18 protein-coding genes are annotated in these 16,731 nt (G+C 61.7%); 10 read left to right on the forward strand and 8 right to left on the reverse strand.

The annotated features are described in order from the left end of the window. Window positions 1–70 precede the first annotated feature (70 nt). The 3 genes from MUN79_RS24850 (at window position 71) to MUN79_RS24860 (ending at window position 3,971) form a co-directional block, all read left to right on the forward strand. Window positions 71–1,210, forward strand: coding sequence for an AMP-binding protein (locus MUN79_RS24850; RefSeq protein WP_244675194.1), 1,140 nt, complete (start codon window positions 71–73; stop codon window positions 1,208–1,210). Between the two features lie 127 nt (window positions 1,211–1,337). Then, window positions 1,338–3,560: a dipeptidyl-peptidase 3 family protein gene (locus MUN79_RS24855; protein ID WP_244675195.1), complete on the forward strand. Its 2,223-nt coding sequence runs from the start codon at window positions 1,338–1,340 to the stop codon at window positions 3,558–3,560. 24 nt (window positions 3,561–3,584) lie between these two features. Next, on the forward strand, window positions 3,585–3,971 hold the full coding sequence (locus tag MUN79_RS24860) for a hypothetical protein (RefSeq protein ID WP_244675196.1): 387 nt from the start codon (window positions 3,585–3,587) through the stop codon (window positions 3,969–3,971). A 134-nt stretch (window positions 3,972–4,105) separates the two neighbouring features. On the opposite strand, the gene MUN79_RS24865 is transcribed toward MUN79_RS24860, so the two are convergent. Beyond that, window positions 4,106–4,789 (reverse strand): hypothetical protein, encoded by a 684-nt coding sequence (locus MUN79_RS24865; RefSeq protein ID WP_244675197.1) that lies wholly within the window; start codon window positions 4,787–4,789, stop codon window positions 4,106–4,108. Between the two features lie 175 nt (window positions 4,790–4,964). Here MUN79_RS24865 and MUN79_RS24870 point away from each other — a divergent pair, with 175 nt between their 5' ends. From MUN79_RS24870 to MUN79_RS24900, 7 genes are all read left to right on the forward strand, one after another. Continuing rightward, window positions 4,965–5,417 (forward strand): ABA4-like family protein, encoded by a 453-nt coding sequence (locus tag MUN79_RS24870; protein ID WP_244675198.1) that lies wholly within the window; start codon window positions 4,965–4,967, stop codon window positions 5,415–5,417. A 37-nt stretch (window positions 5,418–5,454) separates the two neighbouring features. Beyond that, on the forward strand, window positions 5,455–6,039 hold the full coding sequence (locus MUN79_RS24875; RefSeq protein WP_244675199.1) for a hypothetical protein: 585 nt from the start codon (window positions 5,455–5,457) through the stop codon (window positions 6,037–6,039). After that, window positions 5,997–6,323, forward strand: coding sequence for a hypothetical protein (locus tag MUN79_RS24880; RefSeq protein ID WP_244675200.1), 327 nt, complete (start codon window positions 5,997–5,999; stop codon window positions 6,321–6,323). Before MUN79_RS24875 ends, MUN79_RS24880 begins: the two co-directional genes overlap by 43 nt. A 21-nt stretch (window positions 6,324–6,344) precedes the next feature. After that, window positions 6,345–6,869 (forward strand): DUF2867 domain-containing protein, encoded by a 525-nt coding sequence (locus tag MUN79_RS24885; protein WP_244675201.1) that lies wholly within the window; start codon window positions 6,345–6,347, stop codon window positions 6,867–6,869. Window positions 6,870–6,904: 35 nt separating this feature from the next. Then, window positions 6,905–7,930, forward strand: a complete 1,026-nt coding sequence (locus tag MUN79_RS24890) for a sensor histidine kinase (protein WP_244675202.1) — start codon at window positions 6,905–6,907, stop codon at window positions 7,928–7,930. Between the two features lie 140 nt (window positions 7,931–8,070). Next, window positions 8,071–8,430, forward strand: a complete 360-nt coding sequence (locus MUN79_RS24895; RefSeq protein WP_244675203.1) for a DoxX family protein — start codon at window positions 8,071–8,073, stop codon at window positions 8,428–8,430. Window positions 8,431–8,473: 43 nt separating this feature from the next. After that, window positions 8,474–9,232: a LytR/AlgR family response regulator transcription factor gene (locus tag MUN79_RS24900; protein ID WP_244675204.1), complete on the forward strand. Its 759-nt coding sequence runs from the start codon at window positions 8,474–8,476 to the stop codon at window positions 9,230–9,232. A gap of 254 nt (window positions 9,233–9,486) precedes the next feature. Here the strand turns inward: MUN79_RS24900 and MUN79_RS24905 are convergent, their stop codons facing one another. The 7 genes from MUN79_RS24905 to MUN79_RS24935 all read right to left on the reverse strand — a co-directional run bounded on the left by MUN79_RS24905 (window position 9,487) and on the right by MUN79_RS24935 (window position 16,566). Next, window positions 9,487–10,266, reverse strand: coding sequence for a LytR/AlgR family response regulator transcription factor (locus MUN79_RS24905; RefSeq protein ID WP_244675205.1), 780 nt, complete (start codon window positions 10,264–10,266; stop codon window positions 9,487–9,489). A 167-nt stretch (window positions 10,267–10,433) separates the two neighbouring features. Further along, entirely contained in the window at window positions 10,434–10,805 is a 372-nt protein-coding gene (locus MUN79_RS24910) for a DUF6463 family protein (protein ID WP_244675206.1), read from the reverse strand. Window positions 10,806–11,033: 228 nt separating this feature from the next. Next, window positions 11,034–11,981: a sensor histidine kinase gene (locus MUN79_RS24915; protein ID WP_244675207.1), complete on the reverse strand. Its 948-nt coding sequence runs from the start codon at window positions 11,979–11,981 to the stop codon at window positions 11,034–11,036. A 177-nt stretch (window positions 11,982–12,158) separates the two neighbouring features. After that, entirely contained in the window at window positions 12,159–12,881 is a 723-nt protein-coding gene (locus MUN79_RS24920) for a hypothetical protein (RefSeq protein ID WP_244675208.1), read from the reverse strand. A gap of 190 nt (window positions 12,882–13,071) precedes the next feature. Next, complete coding sequence (locus tag MUN79_RS24925) at window positions 13,072–15,267, reverse strand: TonB-dependent receptor (RefSeq protein WP_244675209.1); 2,196 nt, start codon at window positions 15,265–15,267, stop codon at window positions 13,072–13,074. A 123-nt stretch (window positions 15,268–15,390) separates the two neighbouring features. After that, the gene (locus tag MUN79_RS24930) at window positions 15,391–15,996 is read right to left on the reverse strand and encodes a DUF433 domain-containing protein (protein WP_244675210.1); all 606 of its coding nucleotides are present in this window, start codon (window positions 15,994–15,996) and stop codon (window positions 15,391–15,393) included. A gap of 165 nt (window positions 15,997–16,161) precedes the next feature. After that, entirely contained in the window at window positions 16,162–16,566 is a 405-nt protein-coding gene (locus MUN79_RS24935; protein WP_244675211.1) for a hypothetical protein, read from the reverse strand. Window positions 16,567–16,731 lie beyond the last annotated feature (165 nt).

Below are 16,731 nucleotides of genomic sequence, written 5' to 3' on the forward strand. Positions count from 1 at the left end.
TGGCGGGAGCTTCGTATGCGGAGATGGTTGTATTACGTGAATCTTTGCCGCTGACTTTTCCGCTTTTCCCATGTCTGCTACGCCCCTGCTCCCCGACTCCCTGCTGCTCAACGGTCGGGAATTTCGCTACTCCGATATCAAGCAATACCCCGCCAATAGCCCCGTGGACCTGAACGGCTACGAGGCCAAGGTGCTGGATTTCTGCCGGCAGTGGCTGAATGGCGCCCTGGAATTCGGGCTGCGCACCTCGGGCTCCACCGGCAAGCCGCAGTCGGTGACAATGCGGCGGCGGCAGCTGGTGGCCTCGGCCCGCCGCACCGGCGACTACTTCGACCTGGGTCCCGGCGACCGGATGCTGGTGTGTTTGAACTGCGAGTTTGTGGGCGGCATGATGATGCTGGTGCGCGGCTTGGAGCTGAACCTGCATATGACCATCGTGGAGCCCCACGCCGACCCGCTGGCCCTGGTGCCGGCCACGGCTGAGTTCGACTTTGCCTCCTTCGTGCCCTTGCAGCTGCGCGAGGTGCTCACGCCGGCCAACCTGCCGCGCCTGAACCGGATGAAGGCCATTCTGGTGGGTGGGGCCACGGTGGAAAGCAGCCTGGAACAAGCCCTGCAAAAGCTCAAAGTACCGGTGTACCTGACCTACGGCATGACCGAAACGGCCTCCCACATTGCGTTGCGCCGCCTCAACGGCCCCGAGGCTACGCACACCTACCGCGCCCTGCCCGGCATCCACATCGACCAGGACCCGCGCGGCTGCCTCACCGTGCGCGCCGACGTGACCGATGACCAGCTGATTACGACCAACGACCAAGTACATCTGCTGGACGAGCACACCTTTGAGTGGCTGGGTCGCGCCGACTTCGTCATCAACTCCGGTGGGGTGAAGGTGCAGGCCGAAAAGGTGGAAAAAGTGCTGGAAGTGGCTCTGGTGGAGCTGAACCTGCCCAACCGCCGCACCTTCGTGGCCGGCCGGCCCGATGCCCGCCTGGGGGAGCAGGTAACGGCTTTCCTGGAAGGGGCGCCCCTTGCCGAGGCCCAGGCTAAACAGCTGCTGGCCTTGCTGGCCGAGCGACTGGAGCGTTACGAGCGGCCCCGGGAGCTGGTGTACGTGCCGCAGTTTCGAACCACGGCCTCCGGCAAGCTCGACCGGCTGAACACGCTCCGGGCCACGGCTGCCTCCCGCCCCGACGCGCCCCACCGGTAAAGCCCAGAGCTAGAAAACGACTGTGCCTGGCTGCTCTAGCTGGCAGGCGGCCGCGCCAGTTGCCAAAATTGGCATAAAAGCGGGGCCGTTAACGCAAATCAACCTCTTACTTATGTGAAAAAAGACGTTGATTTGTACAACTTTCCACCGCAATTCCTGCAATGAAGCGTACCTATATTTCGGTAGCCGCGCTGCTGCTGGCCGCCCAGTTGGGTGGCGGCTGCGCCAGCACCACCGCTACTACCACTGCCTCTACTCCCCCGCGGAGGCAGCTTCTGCTGAAACCAATGCCTCCCGCCGGCCCCAGGACGGGACTGCCGCAGCCAGCCTGACCACCGTGGCTTCGGAAGCAACGGCCGACAATGCCCCCTTCCAGGTGGTCAGTGAGCAGTTTGCCGACCTGCGCGTGTTGCGCTACCAGGTGCCTGGCTTCGAAACCCTGGAGCCCCAGCAGAAAGAGCTGCTTTATTACCTCTACGAAGCGGCCCTGTGCGGCCGGGAAATTTCCTACGACCAGAACTTTAAGCACAACCTGCGGGTACGCCGCACGCTGGAGGCCATCTGGCCCGCCAACCAACAGCAGATTGCGGGCACGACTAACACCCAGCGCGTGGATGAGGCCAACAAGCTCAACATCTACACCAAGCGGGTGTGGTTCAGCAACGGCGTGCACCACCACTACTCCACCCGCAAGTTTGTGCCCGAGTGCAGCCCGGCGTATTTTGCCCAGCTGGTCAAAAGCGTGGACAGCAGCACGCTACCCCTGGAAAAAGGCGAATCCGTAGACCAGTTCCTGGCTGTCATCACGCCCATCATCTTTGACCCAAACGTGTCGGCCAAGCGCGTAAACCAGGAAAAGGACGCGGACCTGGTAGCTACTTCGGCCAACAACTTCTACGAGGGCGTGACCCAGAAGGAAGCTGAGGATTTCTACGCCAAGAAAATCGACAAGAAAGACCCGCGCCCCGTTTCCTACGGCCTGAACTCCAAGCTGATGAAGGATGAGAAGGGCCAGCTAGTGGAGCGCACCTGGAAGGTGGGCGGCATGTACGGCGAGGCCCTAACCCAGGTAGCGTACTGGCTGGGCAAGGCGGCGGAAGTAGCCGAAAACCCCGAGCAGAAGCTGGCCTTGCAGCGCCTGATCAACTACTACACCACCGGGGACCTGAAAACCTGGGACGACTACAACATTGCCTGGGTGCGCGACACCAAGAGCCGTACCGATGTGGTAAACGGCTTTATCGAAGTGTACGGCGACCCGCTGGGCTACCGCGCCTCCTACGAGTCGGTGGTGTCGTTCAAGGATTTGGAGGCCACCAAGCGCATCAAGGCCATCGGCGACCAGGCCCAGTGGTTTGAGGACAACTCCCCGATTCTGCCCAAGCACAAGAAAAAGAACGTGGTGGGCATCACGGCCAAGGTAATTACCACGGTGGTGGAAAGTGGCGACGCGGCCCCGGCCACGCCCATTGGCATCAACCTGCCCAACGCCACCTGGATTCGCAAGGAGCACGGCTCGAAGTCGGTGAATCTGGGCAACATCGTGGACGCCTACGGACAGGCCGACGCTGGCGGCTCGCTCGACGAGTTTGCCTACTCCGCGGAGGAAAAAGCCCGGGCCCGCAAGTTTGCCGGCCTGGCCGGCAAGCTCCACACCGACATGCACGAGGTAATCGGCCACGCCTCGGGCCAGATTAACCCCGGCGTGGGCACGCCCAAGGAAACCCTGAAAAGCTACGCCTCGGCCATCGAGGAAGGCCGCGCCGATTTGGTGGCCCTGTATTACCTGATGGACAACAAGCTGGTGCAGCTGGGCGTGGTGCCGAGCCTGGAAGTGGGCAAGGCCGAGTACGACAACTACATCCGCAACGGCCTGATGGGCCAGCTCGTGCGCCTGCCCCTGGGCGAAACCGTGGAGGAAGCCCACATGCGCAACCGCCAGATGGTAGCCAAATGGGCCTATGAAAAGGGCAAGAAGGCCAACGTCATCGAGAAGGTGACCAAGGATGGCAAAACCTACTTCAAAATCAACGACTATCAGAAGCTGCGCGGCCTGTTTGGGCAGCTCCTGCGCGAGCTGCAGCGCCTGACCAGTGAGGGCGACTACGCGGCGGCCAAAAACCTGATTGAAACCTACGGCGTGAAAGTAGACCCCGTGCTGCACAAGGAAGTACTGGCCCGCTACGAAAAGCTCAACATTGCGCCCTACGCCGGCTTTATCCAGCCCAAGCTGGTGCCGGTGGAGCAGAACGGCAAAATCGTGGACGTGAAGGTGGAATACCCTTCCGATTTTGCCCAGCAGATGCTCGAGTACAGCCGCAAGTACAAGTTCTTACCTAATTACAACTAAGGCTTCGGGCCGACCCCTGACTCCATGAAAAAACTTCTATTTCCGGCCCTGCTGCTGGCCGGCGCCCTGGCCGCCCCGGCTGCCCACGCCCAAACCACCAACATCAACGTGGCCCGCTACGAGTACTGCGAGCTGCTGAAAACCGAGTTCCTGAACGAGCCCACTAAAACCAAGGGCGGCGACATTTTCGTGGACTTCGGCTTTGGCTACGAAAAGCTCGGCGACAGTGACATGGCCAAGCGCGAAGTAGGCGACATTGAAGTGTTTTCGACCCCGCTGAGCACGCTCAACTACATGGGCAAGCGGGGCTGGGAAGTGGTGCAGGTGTACTCCTTGCCCAACGGCGTGAAAAACCAGCAGGCCACCCACATTCTGCTCCGCCGCCTGACCACCTCGTCGGGCCCAAAATAGCGCCGCGGGCGGCGGCCCGACCTATTGCCCAGTATACAAAAGCCGGCCTTCCTTAAGTGGAAAGCCGGCTTTTGGGCGTTATCAGGCTTTGAAGTACCGGATTTTGCGCCGCCTGAACCGGCCGCCGGAGTGCCTTACTCCTGGTAGCGGAAATGCTGCTGGGAGAAGAGCTTGCGCCGGAAGCGGGCCGTTTTGTACAAATCTCCCAGAAACAGCTTTATCCGGCCGTAGAAGATGGGGCCGTCCAGGGTTTCATCCAGGTTGCTACTCACAAAAAGGGTTTCGCGCCAGCCCGCGCCCACCCCGATGCCAAACCAGGGAAACACCCGGAAGTGACTGGATACCGACGGCTCAATCAGCCACACCGTGGATTTGGTATCCTTGCTCTGGGCCCCGCTGGGCTCGGTGAAATTGGTAAAAAAGCGGCCCACGCCCAGCTGCAGCGGGGCGCTTAGCTCCCAGCGGTTGGACCGGATAAACAGGTACTCGGCGTAGGCCGCCACGTAGCGAAACCGCAGCTCAGAACGAGTGCCACTGGGGTAGTGGGCCGGCACTTCTTCCTGCGACGGAATGCCGTTGCTGAGCAAATAGCCCCCGGCCCCGGCCCGCAGCCGGCCCCGCCATTCCACGGCCAGCTTGAGCCCGTTGATGCCCACGAGCTTGCCGTCGATAATGGAGTAGCGGTTGTCGAACTGGAACACGATGCGGCGGTGGGCCTGCTTCTTTAGCGACGAGGTGGAGTCGGCGTCCTGGGCCGCTAGGGGCAGGGGTCCGGCCAGGACGCCCAGGAGCAGCCAAGTCTTCAACGCGTGTTTCACGGGCGCAAAGTACGAAAGGCAAGCGGGGGTATTGTGCACAAGGAGGCATTTTGGGCGAGTTGCTCACCCGCGACCTTCCGCCGGTTCACCCCCGCAACGGGCTGCTTCACCCTTTTTGTGGCTGGATAACCGCGGTTCTTTCCAGAAGTTTGACCTACATCCTAGCACTACCGCCATGACCCTATCCCCCGACTCGCTTTTTCACCTGGCCACCAACCTGGTTTTGCCGGGCTGGCTGCTGCTCATTTTTGCCCCGCGCTGGCGCGTCACGCGCTGGGTAGTGGGCAGCGGGGCGCTGCCGCTGGTGCTGGCCGCACTCTACGCCGCCTGCATCGGGTGGCACTACTTCAGCGGCGCGGCCCAGCAAGGCGGCTTTGGCTCCCTGGCCGACGTGGCGGCCTTGTTTCAGGACCCGTGGGCGCTGCTGGCCGGCTGGGTGCATTACCTCTGCTTTGATCTGGCTGTGGGGGCCTGGGTTAGCCGCGACGCCCAGCGCCGGGGCCTGCCCCACCTGCTGCTGGTACCCGCGCTGCTGCTGACTTTTCTCTTCGGGCCCGTCGGCTTTTTGCTCTACCACCTGCTGCGCCGCTTCTACGCCTTGCCCGCCCCGGCTCCGGCGCTGACCTGAGTACCGCTTTTGCTCTTTCCACTCAACCGCCGCTACTATGAAAACGCTCCTCCTTCCTTTCCGCCTTTCAACGGCGGCACCCGCCACCTCCACACCCGTGGGCGCGGTGCGCCAGTGGCTCACGGTGCTGCACCGCGCCAACCCGGTGTTATCGGGCGCGGGGTGGCTGCACGTGCCGCTGGTAGTGCTGGCCCTGGTGCTGCTGCCCTTCGACGACCGAAGCGTGCTGGGTCTGAACGTGTGGTTTAAGCCCCTGAAGTTTGCGCTGTCCGATATTATCTACCTTTGGACCCTGGGCTGGCTGCTGGCCGATTTGCCCGCCGGGCCCCAGCGGGCCGTGCACCGCATCAGCTGGGGCGTGGCCATCAGCATTCTAGTCGAAATCGGGGTGATTTACCTGCAGGCGGCCCGGGGTACTACGTCCCACTTCAACGTAGCTTCAGCGTTTGATGGAATGCTGTTTAGCCTGATGGGCATTTTTATCATGCTCAACACCGGCCTGCTGGTCTGGGCCCTAGTGCTCACGCTGCGCTACCGGCCGTTTGGCCCCCGGCCTACGTGTGGGGCTTGCGACTGGGAGTGGTGCTGTTTCTGGTGGGCAGCGCCGTGGGCGGAGCTATGATTCACCACCTGGGCCACACGGTGGGCGCCGCCGACGGCGGACCGGGCCTGCCGGTGCTGGGCTGGAGCACCCGCCACGGCGATTTGCGGGCGGCTCATTTCCTGGGCTTGCACGCCCTGCAGGCCCTGCCCTTGTTTGGCTGGCTGCTGGCCCGCTACTTCCCCACTCTGCAAAACCGGGGGCAATTACTTGGCATTATGAGCTTTACGCTGCTCTACACCGGGGCCATTGGGTGGCTGTACGTGCACGCCCTGCAGGGGCTGCCCTTGTGGAAACTAAGCTAAACCCATCTTCCCCAACCTGCCATGTCCCGCCTTGCCGTTGACCTCGTGCCCCTACCTCTCCACAGCGCCCTAGCCGCCACTCCCGCCGACTACACCGACGCCTACCGAGTAGCTTTGCCCGCTTACCTACCCCAGCAAGCCGAGGCGGTGGCCTGGCGGCTGTTTGGCCAAGGGCCGGCCTGGGTGCGCCGCCTCATGCAGCTGCGCGACTGGCTGGTGCGCCCCTTCGGCCTGACGACGTTTCCCGTTGCAAACCTCCCAGCCTACGGGACGCCGCTGGTGACTGGCAGTCGGATTGGGCCGTTTCAGGTATTCAGCGTGAGTGCCCAGGAAGTTATTCTGGGGCAAGACGACCGGCATCTCAACTTTCGGGCATCAGTGCTGGTAGCGGGGGCCGAGCCGGCGGTTGTCGTCACGACGGTGGTGCAGTTTCATAATTGGTTTGGCCGGGCCTATTTTGCCCTGATTCGGCCGTTTCACCACCTGGTGGTGCCGGCCTTGCTGCGCTACGCCCTACGCCATTCTGCTCCGCCCATCACGGCTTAATTTAGTTTACCAGCCGCCGTGGCATCTTTACGCCTATGAACGACCGTCGTCTGCGGCTGCTGGGCATTCCGGTGCTGGCCGTGCTCATTGCCCTGCTCAGTCTGCGCGAGCTGCCCACCCGGCCCAATATGGTGATGGTGCTGGTGCACCTGGCCGTTTCCCTGCTTTTTACGTCCACGCTCTGGCTGGGCACCAGCACCATCTGGAACCGCCTGCTGCGCCGTTTCCCCCGGGTAGAGCAAACCCGGCGGCGGCTGTGGCTGCTCACCCTGCTGGGCGTGCTGTACACGGCCGCGGGCAGCGCGGCGCTGGTGGCCTTTCTGCACCTGCTGCTGCCGGCTTATTTTTTCCTGACGGCCCGGGACCTGTTCACCCAGATTACCTTCAACCTGATTCCAACGCTGCTGGTGATGATGCTCTACGAAAGCATCCACTTCTTTGAGCAGTGGGAGCACAACGTGCGCCGGGCCGAGCAGCTGACCCGGGCCGGGGTGCAAAGCCAGCTCGAAGCCCTGCAAAACCAGCTCGACCCGCACTTTCTCTTCAACAGCCTCAATACGCTGGCCGCCCTCATCGACGAAGCCAACGCCCCGGCCCAGGACTTTGTGGCCCAGCTGGCCGATGTGTACCGCTACGTGCTGCTGAACCGGGACCGGCCCACCGTGCCGCTGAGCGAGGAATTGGCCTTTGTGGAAACCTACGTAGCCCTGCAAAAAACCCGCTTCCGCGACAATCTACGCGTTACGCAGCAGATTCCGCCCCAACTGCTCACCCGACAGGTGGCCCCGTTGAGCGTGCAACTGCTGGTAGAAAATGCCCTGAAGCACAACGTAGTCAGCCGGGAGCATCCACTAGACATCACCATCCGGGCCGACGAAGCCAGTGGCTATATCGTGGTGCAGAACACGTTCAGGCCCCGGGCCGCCGGCCTGGGGCCCAGCACCGGGCTGGGCCTGCAAAACACCCGGCACCGCTACGAGCTGCTGCAGGCCCCCGGGCCGGTGCGCATCGAAGCCACGGAGGCGGCCTTTACGGTATATCTGCCCCTACTGCCGGCCTAACCCGTTTTATCGGTTGTCAACTACCTCGCTATGAAACCCTTAGTTGTTTTACTGACCGTTTTCAGCCTGCTGGTGCTTGGCTCGTACCTGATAACCGGCCGCGGGGAGCGGAATTGGCCGGCAACGGGGCCATGGCCGCTATGCTGCTCTTCACTGGGGCCGGGCACTTTGCCTTCACGAAGGGCATGATGCTGATGCTGCCCGACTTTGTGCCGGCCCGCAAAGCCGTGGTCTGGCTTACGGGAGGGCTGGAAATAGCGGCGGCCATCGGCTTGCTGGTACCGAGCCTGCGCCCTACCACCGGCGAGCTGCTCATCTGGTTTTTCGTGCTGGTTTTGCCGGCCAATATTCACGCGGCCCGCACTTGGCTCAACTACGAAACCGGAACCGACGACGGCTATGGCCCGGTCTATTTATGGTTTCGTATCCCGCTGCAACTGTTCTTTATTGACTGGGTCTGGTACTTTGCCGTCTACCTCCCCGATTCGGACCTGTTGTAATATCTTACCACAGCCGCCGGCCCAGACCTCTTCGCTTCCGACAATGACCGTACTACTGCTCGAAGACGAGTATCCGGCCGCCGAGCGGCTGCAGCGCCTGCTGCTCCAAGCCGCCCCCGACGCCCACGTGGCCGCCGTACTCGACACGGTGGCCGGAGCCGTGGCCTGGCTTACGGAGAACCCCGCCCCCGACCTTATCATTTCCGACATTCACCTGGCCGACGGTCTGAGCCTGGACGTCTTCGACCAGCTGGTGGTGCGCAGCCCGGTCATTTTTGCCACCGCCTACGACGCCTACGCCCTGCGTGCTTTCAAGGCCAACAGCATTGATTATCTGCTCAAGCCCATCAAGCTGGCCGAGTTGCAGGCGGCGCTGGCCAAGCTGCGCGAATGGCAGCAGCCCGCCGCCCCGGCCCGGCAGCTGGAAAGTCTGCGCGACAGTTTGCCCCGGCCCGAGCGACAGTACAAAACCCGCTTTCTGGTGCGCACCGGCGAGCAGCTGCTGCCCTGCCCCGTGGGCGCGGTAGCCTGGTTTCAGAGCCGCCACGAAGTCACGACGCTGGTAGCCACCGACGGCCGCCGCTTCGTGGTCGACTACACGCTGGAGCAACTGGAAAGCCTGCTGGACCCCAATCAGTTTTTCCGCCTCAACCGCCAATACATTGCCCACCTGCAGGCCGTGCAGCGCCTGCACCCCCATTTCAACGGCAAGCTCAAGCTCGACCTCACCCCCGCTCCCACCGAGGAAGTCATGGTCAGCAAGGAAAAAGCCGGCGCCTTCAAGTCTTGGCTGGAGGGGTAGGTTTTACTGTGGAAAATATGAGAAATAAAACCGTGTCATTGCGAGCAGAGCGAAGCAATCCTTCCTCTGAAATGTACGGAGTATTCTAAACTGAAAAGCCCCTTCCTACGGCGTGTAGGAAGGGGCTTTCTGGTATAAGGGCGTTTGTCACTAGCAGAGGACGGATTGCTTCGTCATTCTTCCTCGCAATGACAGGAAACAGTGCCTATTCGCGCCAGCCGAACATCCACTCACCATCTCACTATTTCACCACCTCACCTTTCCAGCCAGGCGCGGAAGGCGGGGACTCTTTCGCGGCTGATGAGCACGTCGCCTTCGGGGGCGGCGGGGGCCAGCACGGTTTTCAGGCGGCTGTTGGTGTAGTGAATGATGTCCTGAATGGCGTCGTGTTGCACGTAGTAGGCCCGGTTGAGGCGGAAAAACTGCCGCGGGTCCAGCAGCTTTTCCAGTTGCTCCAGGGTCTGGTCGATAACGAAGCGGCGGTTTTCGCGGGTTTGCAGGAAGGTGGCCTTTTCCAGACTGAAGAAGTAGCTGATGTTGTCTACCGGAATCACCTTCAGATGCTCCCCTACTTTTACCACAAACTGCTTTTTGTACTGGTTCTGGGGCTGCAGCTGCTGCAACACCTGGGTCAGCAGACTAGCGTCGAAGGCCGGAGCCGGGACGGCAGCAGCCCGCTGCAAGCTTTGCAGCTTGTGCAACGCGGCCTGCAGCTCGTCCTCGTCGATGGGCTTGAGCAGGTAGTCGATGCTGTTGACCTTGAAGGCGCGCAGGGCGTAGGCGTCGTAGGCCGTGGTGAAGATAACCGGGCAGCGCACCTCGGCCTTTTCAAACAGCTCGAAGCTCAACCCGTCGGAAAGGTGAATATCCAGAAACAGCACGTCGGGCGGCGTAGCAGCGGTTTGAAGCAGCACCACGGCGGCCTCCACCGAATCGGCCGTGGCCAGTACTTCCACCGACGGACGTTGCCGGCGCAGCAAATCGGTCAGGCGCCGGGCTGCCAGCGGCTCGTCTTCAATCACGAAGGCATTCATTCTTATTTATTAGGCTAATGGGAAGCAGATGAACTGACGGGTGAACAGGGTAAGCAGGCGCGGCAGAACTCACCGCAATACCATTTACCCTCTTCTGGTTGCAACGCCGCCGACCAACGTCACAGCATGGCAAGTGGTGAACTGCCTCAGCGCCAGCACTCAAACGCTTAGGCTAATTCTTTCAGTGCCGGTGCCGCCTGCTGGCGGATAAGGCCGATAGCGGGAATAAGAGCTAGCCACATGCCGCTGACGGGCATCACGACCACCCCGACTATGGTCATGGCCAACAGCCCCCAGCCTAAAAACACTGGCAGCCGGCTTCCCTGTGCCTCGCACCAGTCAATCAAGGCGCCCAACAGCAAGACCACAAACCCAAAGAACAGAAACCAGTAAGCGGCTTCGCGCAGAGGCTGCTGGTTTACGGTATTCAACAGGCCTTCCCGAACAAGCGCCGCCCAAATCGGGCTAAAAACCACTATTGCAAATACCGTATGCAGCAGCCCGATGCCTAGCAGGGTCCGTCCAATCCAACGCTTCATAGTATCTGATATTTGGAATATTCGGTCAAATATACTCGTCTATTCCTCGGTTCTCGTTCCCACAACTATCAGGAAAGCAAAACAAGAGTACCTGCTTTATCTAGAGGAAAAGTAGCCCCTAGCACGTTAATACTCACATCAAGCTCAACACCGGCAGCGTCACGATGAACTCTGCTTTGGTGCGCTCCACGCGCACGGGCTCGGCGGTAAGGTGGGCGTAGCGGGCCGTCAGGTTGGGTAACCCAATGCCAAGGGATTCGCCGGGGGCCAGGCGGCGGGGCGCAGCGTGTTACTTACCGTCAGGCACTTGCCGGCGCAGTCCAGGGCTATGCGCAGGTGCAGGGGCTGGCTCACGCTGGCCGCGTTGTGCTTGAGGGCATTTTCGAGCAGCAGCTGCAAGCTCAGCGGCGGCACCACCACGTTGGCCGGCACCTCTTGTGGCCTAGGCAGCTCCACGTGCAAAGCCGCGCCGTAGCGGATATTCTGCAGAAACAGGTAGGATTTGGCGAATTCCAGCTCGTCGGCCAGGGGTACCACCTCCCGCTGCCGGGCATCGAGCACGTAGCGGTACACTTGCGAGAGTTGGCGGATAAAGCGCACGGCCAGCTTGGGTTCCTCTTCTACGAGCGAAGTCAGGGCGTTCAGGGCGTTGAACATAAAGTGCGGGTCGAGCTGTTGGCGCAGCGACTCGGCCTCGGCCTGGGCCATTTCCTTCTGCAGCCGCTCGTTGCGCAGCAGGGCCTCGCGCCAGCCCAGCAAAAATGAGCGGCTGTGCAGAAACAGCGAAATCATGGCCGTGGTAGCCAGTGGAAAGAAGTAAGACCCAGCCCGCCGCGGCGACCATAGCTCACTCAGGCTGTCGTGCTCGTAGAGCACAATTAACGCCTGGACCAGTACAATCACCACAAATGAGCCGCCCAGCGACACCAGCAGCGTGTACAACAGCCGCCTGCCAGGCGCTTGTTTCCAGCCCACGTATTTGTCGAGCCAGTCGACGGCATAGCCATTGGTTAGCCACAGCCCCACCGTGTAAATGGACGTGAACCCGAAGTTTACCAGCAGCCTGCGCGGGTTATCCAGGCAACTCAGGCAGGTGAAAAAGCTGATAGTAACCGACACGGCCAGCAGGCTCAGCAGCAACCGCTGCCAGGAGCGCTTGGCCCGTAGCGGCGGCAAAGTGGGGCACGGTCAGACATACGTGAAGCGGCAGGAAACGAAAAAGGCAAGGAAAGCATGGCAAGATAGAGGCTGGCGGCGAAGCAAAGAAAATGGACCTAATGAGCCGGAAAACACGATGCCCCGTCTGACAGCTGCTTAGCTAGGCGGGGCATCATTTGGGAGGATCAACAAACTTTACTTGGCGGCCGGCGCGGGAGCAGCGGCGGGCTGGGCGGCGTAGGATTTTAGGCGACTTTGCACCTGCCGCTCGCCCCAGGTGGGCATCAAAGGCGTGGCGGGCTTGAAGGCCGCGTAACGGGCCAGGGCCTGCTCAAACACGGGCTTGGCCACGTCGGGCCCGCCGCCGAACATCTTGGGCGTGAAGTAGAGGTTGTTACCTTCCACCAGATAGATGCGGGGGTTGGCCGGATTGGCCTTTTTGGCCTGCTCCAGCGCTTCCCGCACCAAGCCCGAGTACTTCATGGAGCGGGCCATGGGCGAGATTCCCAGCCGGGCCTGGTGAATGTAGGCCTGCAGCACCAGCAGCTCCGACTCTTCCCCGCCCAGCTTGCGGGCCTGGGCCAGGGAGGCTTCGGCCTGATCGAGGTACTTGTCTTTCACTTCCTCTTTGTCTTTGCCCTGGAAGCTGATCAGCATGCGGCCATAAGCCTGGTAGTACTGGGGCAGCCAGTCGGTGGGCATGGCGGCGGCGGCCCGCTCAAACTTGCTGACGATTTGCTGGAGCTGGGCCGGGTCGCCGGTGCTGTTCAGCTCCGTGATGGTGGCGGCCATCATGTCGGTATAGCCGGCCGGGGCCGCAGTGGCGGTAGTGGCGGCAGCGGCTTTGAGGGCGGGCTGCTGGGCCGCGGCGGAGAAAGAAGCGGCGACCAGGGCGAGGATGAGCAAGGGAGGATTCATGGCGAGAAGCGTTAAGGATGAAAGGTTTCGGAGTAAGTGAAAAAGTATATTCCAAAGGTGGCCGGCAGCAGCCTGGGCTCAAACGAAAGGTTACCGAAGCGTCAGATCAGGCGGATGAAGCGTCGGCGGGGCGGGCTCAGCTAGTCGGGGGCCACGTTGGTATCGGCCGGATTTTTCTTGTTAATCGAAATCAGCAGGGCCACGAAGAGCATGCGGGGGCCGAGGGCAGCACGGCGGTGCTGGCGTACTGTCCGCTGGCATCCTTAGTGGTGCTGTAGCGGTAGCCGTACACATTCTGGCGGCCCAGCACGTTGGTGCAGCTCACGTGCACGATGGTGAAGTTGTTCCAGAGCTTGGTCAGGTAGCTGGCGTTCAGGCTCAGGTCCTGGAAGCTGGGTAGGCGGTCCTGGTTGTAGCCGCTCAGGCGGTTGGGGTTGTAGTAAACGCGGGGGCTGTTGTAGGTGTAGGTGGCCCCAAACTGGGTGTGCATCTTGCCCACCCAGTACTTGCCCACCAGGTTCAGGTTGTGGCGGGCGGCGAAGGTCGGCACGGCCAGCACCGGGTCGAAGCGCTGCTGCCGGCGGGTGTCGATAAAGCCGTAGCTTACCCAGTAATCCGCATTCTTCACGGTCTTTTTGTCGCGCCACAGCAGGTCCAGGCCGCGGGCGTAGCCGGTGCCGGTGCTCCGGTAGCTGGCCGGGTCGGCGGCAAGTACTTGCTGGGGGTTGTACACGCCCTGCAGGTCGAAGCGCACGAGGTGGGCGTAGGTTTTGGAGTAGGCTTCCAGGCGCAGGGTGCGGTTGTCGTGGGTGCGCAGGTAGGTAAGCTGCAGGTGCTGGGCCCGCTCGAAGCGCAGCCGCTCGGGGCTGTCCACGCGCAGGAGCAAATCGGTGCCGGGGTTCTGAAAAAAGTAGCCCCAGGCGCCCGAAAGCTGGCTTCTCTCATTGAGCTGGTAGGCCAGTGCCAGGCGGGGCGCAGCGTTCCAGCGGCCCAGCACGGCCGAGTACTCGGCCCGGCCGCCTACCCGGCCCACCAGCTGGTTGCTGAAGGCAATATCCGACTCGGCAAAGCCGGCCAGGCGCTGCTCACTTTGGCCCAGGGTTTTGTGATAGGGCTCGGCCACGAAGCGTTGCTCGTTGCGCTGCACCAACCCTTCCAGACCCACTTTCAGGTTCCAGTAGGCGCTGGCCGAGTCGTTGGTCAGCATCAGGCGGCCCACTAAGCTTTGCTCCAGCTCCTGCATGCTCTGCTCCCGGTCTTGCTGCGCGGCGGCGTCGCGGGTGGTGACGCTGGAGGTCTGATTGTCGCGGGTGGCGGCCACCCCGGTTTGCACCGACCAGCCCCGCACCAGCGGACTGCGGAAGGTGGTGTTCAGGTAGGTGTTGTTGGAGCTCAAATTCACGGGCTGGCCGCCTTCCCACTCGGCGTTGGGCTGCCGGGCCCCGATGCGCTGTTGGGTGTAGGCCCCGTACACTTTGAGCATGCCCAGCTCGCCGGTTTTCTGCCGCAAGGCTACCGAGCCGCCGCCCGACTCATAGGCCGTCAGCATTTGCTGGGGCACCAGCCCGAAGTAGGGCCGCATGTTCATGTAGTCGGCGGTGACGGCCACCGAGGCCCGCTCGAAGCGGTGCTGGTGCGACAGGCTCAGGCTGCCCAACGAGAGCAGGGAAATGCCGGTCTGGGTTTCGGGAGCCAGATCTTCCGAAGTCAGGGCCACCACCGCCGACAGGGCCTGCCCGTACTCGGCCGAGTAGCCGCCGGTGCTGAAGGCCATGCCCTTGAAGAGCATGGGCGAGAAGCGCCCCCGGGCCGGCATGCCCGACACGGCCGCGTTGTAGGGACTTTGCAGGGGCACCCCATCCAGATACTGCCGGGTTTCGCCGGCTGCTCCGCCACGCACGAATAGCTTGCCTTCTTCCCCGTTGCGGGTGGTGCCGGGCATGGTGTTCAGGGCCCCGGCCACGTCGGCCGAAGCGCCGGCGGTGGTTACCACGTCCCGGGACGAAAAAGTGGTGTTGCGCTTAGTGTCGCTGGCCTCGAAGGTGCCCGAGGTGATGACTACGTCGCCGAGCTGGTTGCGCACGGCTTTGAGGGTAATAGTAAAGCGCTGAGCGGTGCCGGTCAGGGCTACGGGCTGCTCCTGCAGCTGGTAGCCGAGCAGGGTAACGACCAGGGGCAGGGTACCGGTGCTGCGGGTGCTGAACCGGAAGCGGCCCAGCGTGTCGGTGCTGGCCCCGTCGAAGGTGGTTTTCAGGAACACGTTGGCGCCGGGCAGTGGCTGGCCGCTGGCGTCGCGCACGGTGCCGGTAAGCGTGGTTGTAGTTTGGGCCTGCGTGGCAAAGGCCAGGGTCAGCAGCAGCAGGAACAGGGGTAGCAGACGTTTCATCGGGGTAGCGGCGAAGTGATGCTCAAAGGTGAGCGGCCGCCGGCCCGGCTGAAACTAAAGGTTACCGAAGTGTCGGATCAGGGGGATGAAGCGTAGAATATAGCTTGTTAGATATACCGGGACTCATGCAAAATATTGCTGGTACAACCGCTCGGCCCGCACCCAGTTGTCCTCTTCCTCCCCGTCGGATACATCATCCTGGCGGACGCGCAAGGTGCAGTTGTGACAAAACCGCAATGGCAAGTCTTGCACGCACTGCAGGGTGCGGCAGTAGCGCAGCGCCTGTTTGATCTGCTGCAAGGAAAGCTCAAAGTCGGCTAAGGTTTCGGACAGGCTCTGGTACCTGTCGACCAGGCAGACAATATCTCCCACGGCCAGCCGGCGCCCATCGAGCCGGGGCTGGCCCCACAGGCAATCCGTGGTGACGACTATTTCCGGATACCGGTCATACGAAGTACTCACCCACACCTGCCCGAACTCCCTGCCGTCGATGCTAATCAGCCCAAATTCCTCCACGTCCGCGGCCGTAATGGGCGCTTCCGCCAAGCCGCCATACCTATCCTCGTCGTATTCCGCATCGTATTTGAGCGCCTGGCCATTGGCAAAGACTTCCACCTGCCGGACGACCGTTCCGGCACCATCAGTTTCGTAGTAATGCCAGGAGGTGCCCCAGCTATTAGTTGGAATAGTCCCCGTCGTTTCGTCCCAATACCACTTGTAATACGGCATCCTTTATTTCTGGCTTAGTAACTCCGTGACCAGCAGATTCGGCAAACTGGCCCGGCTAATAGACTGGTTTCCAATGACTTTTGGCGAAGAAGACATTGCCAAACTTGGGGGAATAAAACACATAGTAGAACCCCCAGGTGGTGCGGTAGAGCGTGGGGTTGTGTCTCAGGATATGATGGCGGGGCGGTCCGTCGGATAAAACCAGGCGAGGAATCTGGTAGGCGGGCAGAAAAGAAACCGGGACGCGGTGGGTTCTGAAGGTGTTCTGCCCCGGGTTTCGTGAAAGATCAACTCGTTGTGCGGGGTGATGGTAAAGCGGTAATGATTGTACTGCCAGTCGGCCTGCTTGCCCGCGAACTTGCTGCGGTCAATGACATAGTCGCCGTAGATATCCGCCCGTTCGGTTTCCTGCTTGTCGGTCAGAAACCGCACCAGCAGGGCAACGGGCGCCAGGGCCAGGGGAATAGCCCACAGCAGGCCCATCAGCTTACCGAAGATGTTCTTCTGGGTAACCAGCCAGAGCAGCAGCAGAATGGCCGTCAGCGGAATCAGCAGGAATAGGATGAGCATACCGGCAAAGAAACACAACGGCGGCAACTTCCCCTTACCCGCTTTGACCCGACAGGTTCCGAGCCCACTCGCCTCCTTTCCCAGCTCACCCGGGTAGCTTCGGAAGCTACCCAAGAGGCTTTCAAACCTGCCTACCGGGCCTCGGAACCCGCCCGGGTACCTTCC

This window comes from Hymenobacter cellulosilyticus (assembly GCF_022919215.1).
GTDB classification, from domain to species: domain Bacteria; phylum Bacteroidota; class Bacteroidia; order Cytophagales; family Hymenobacteraceae; genus Hymenobacter; species Hymenobacter cellulosilyticus.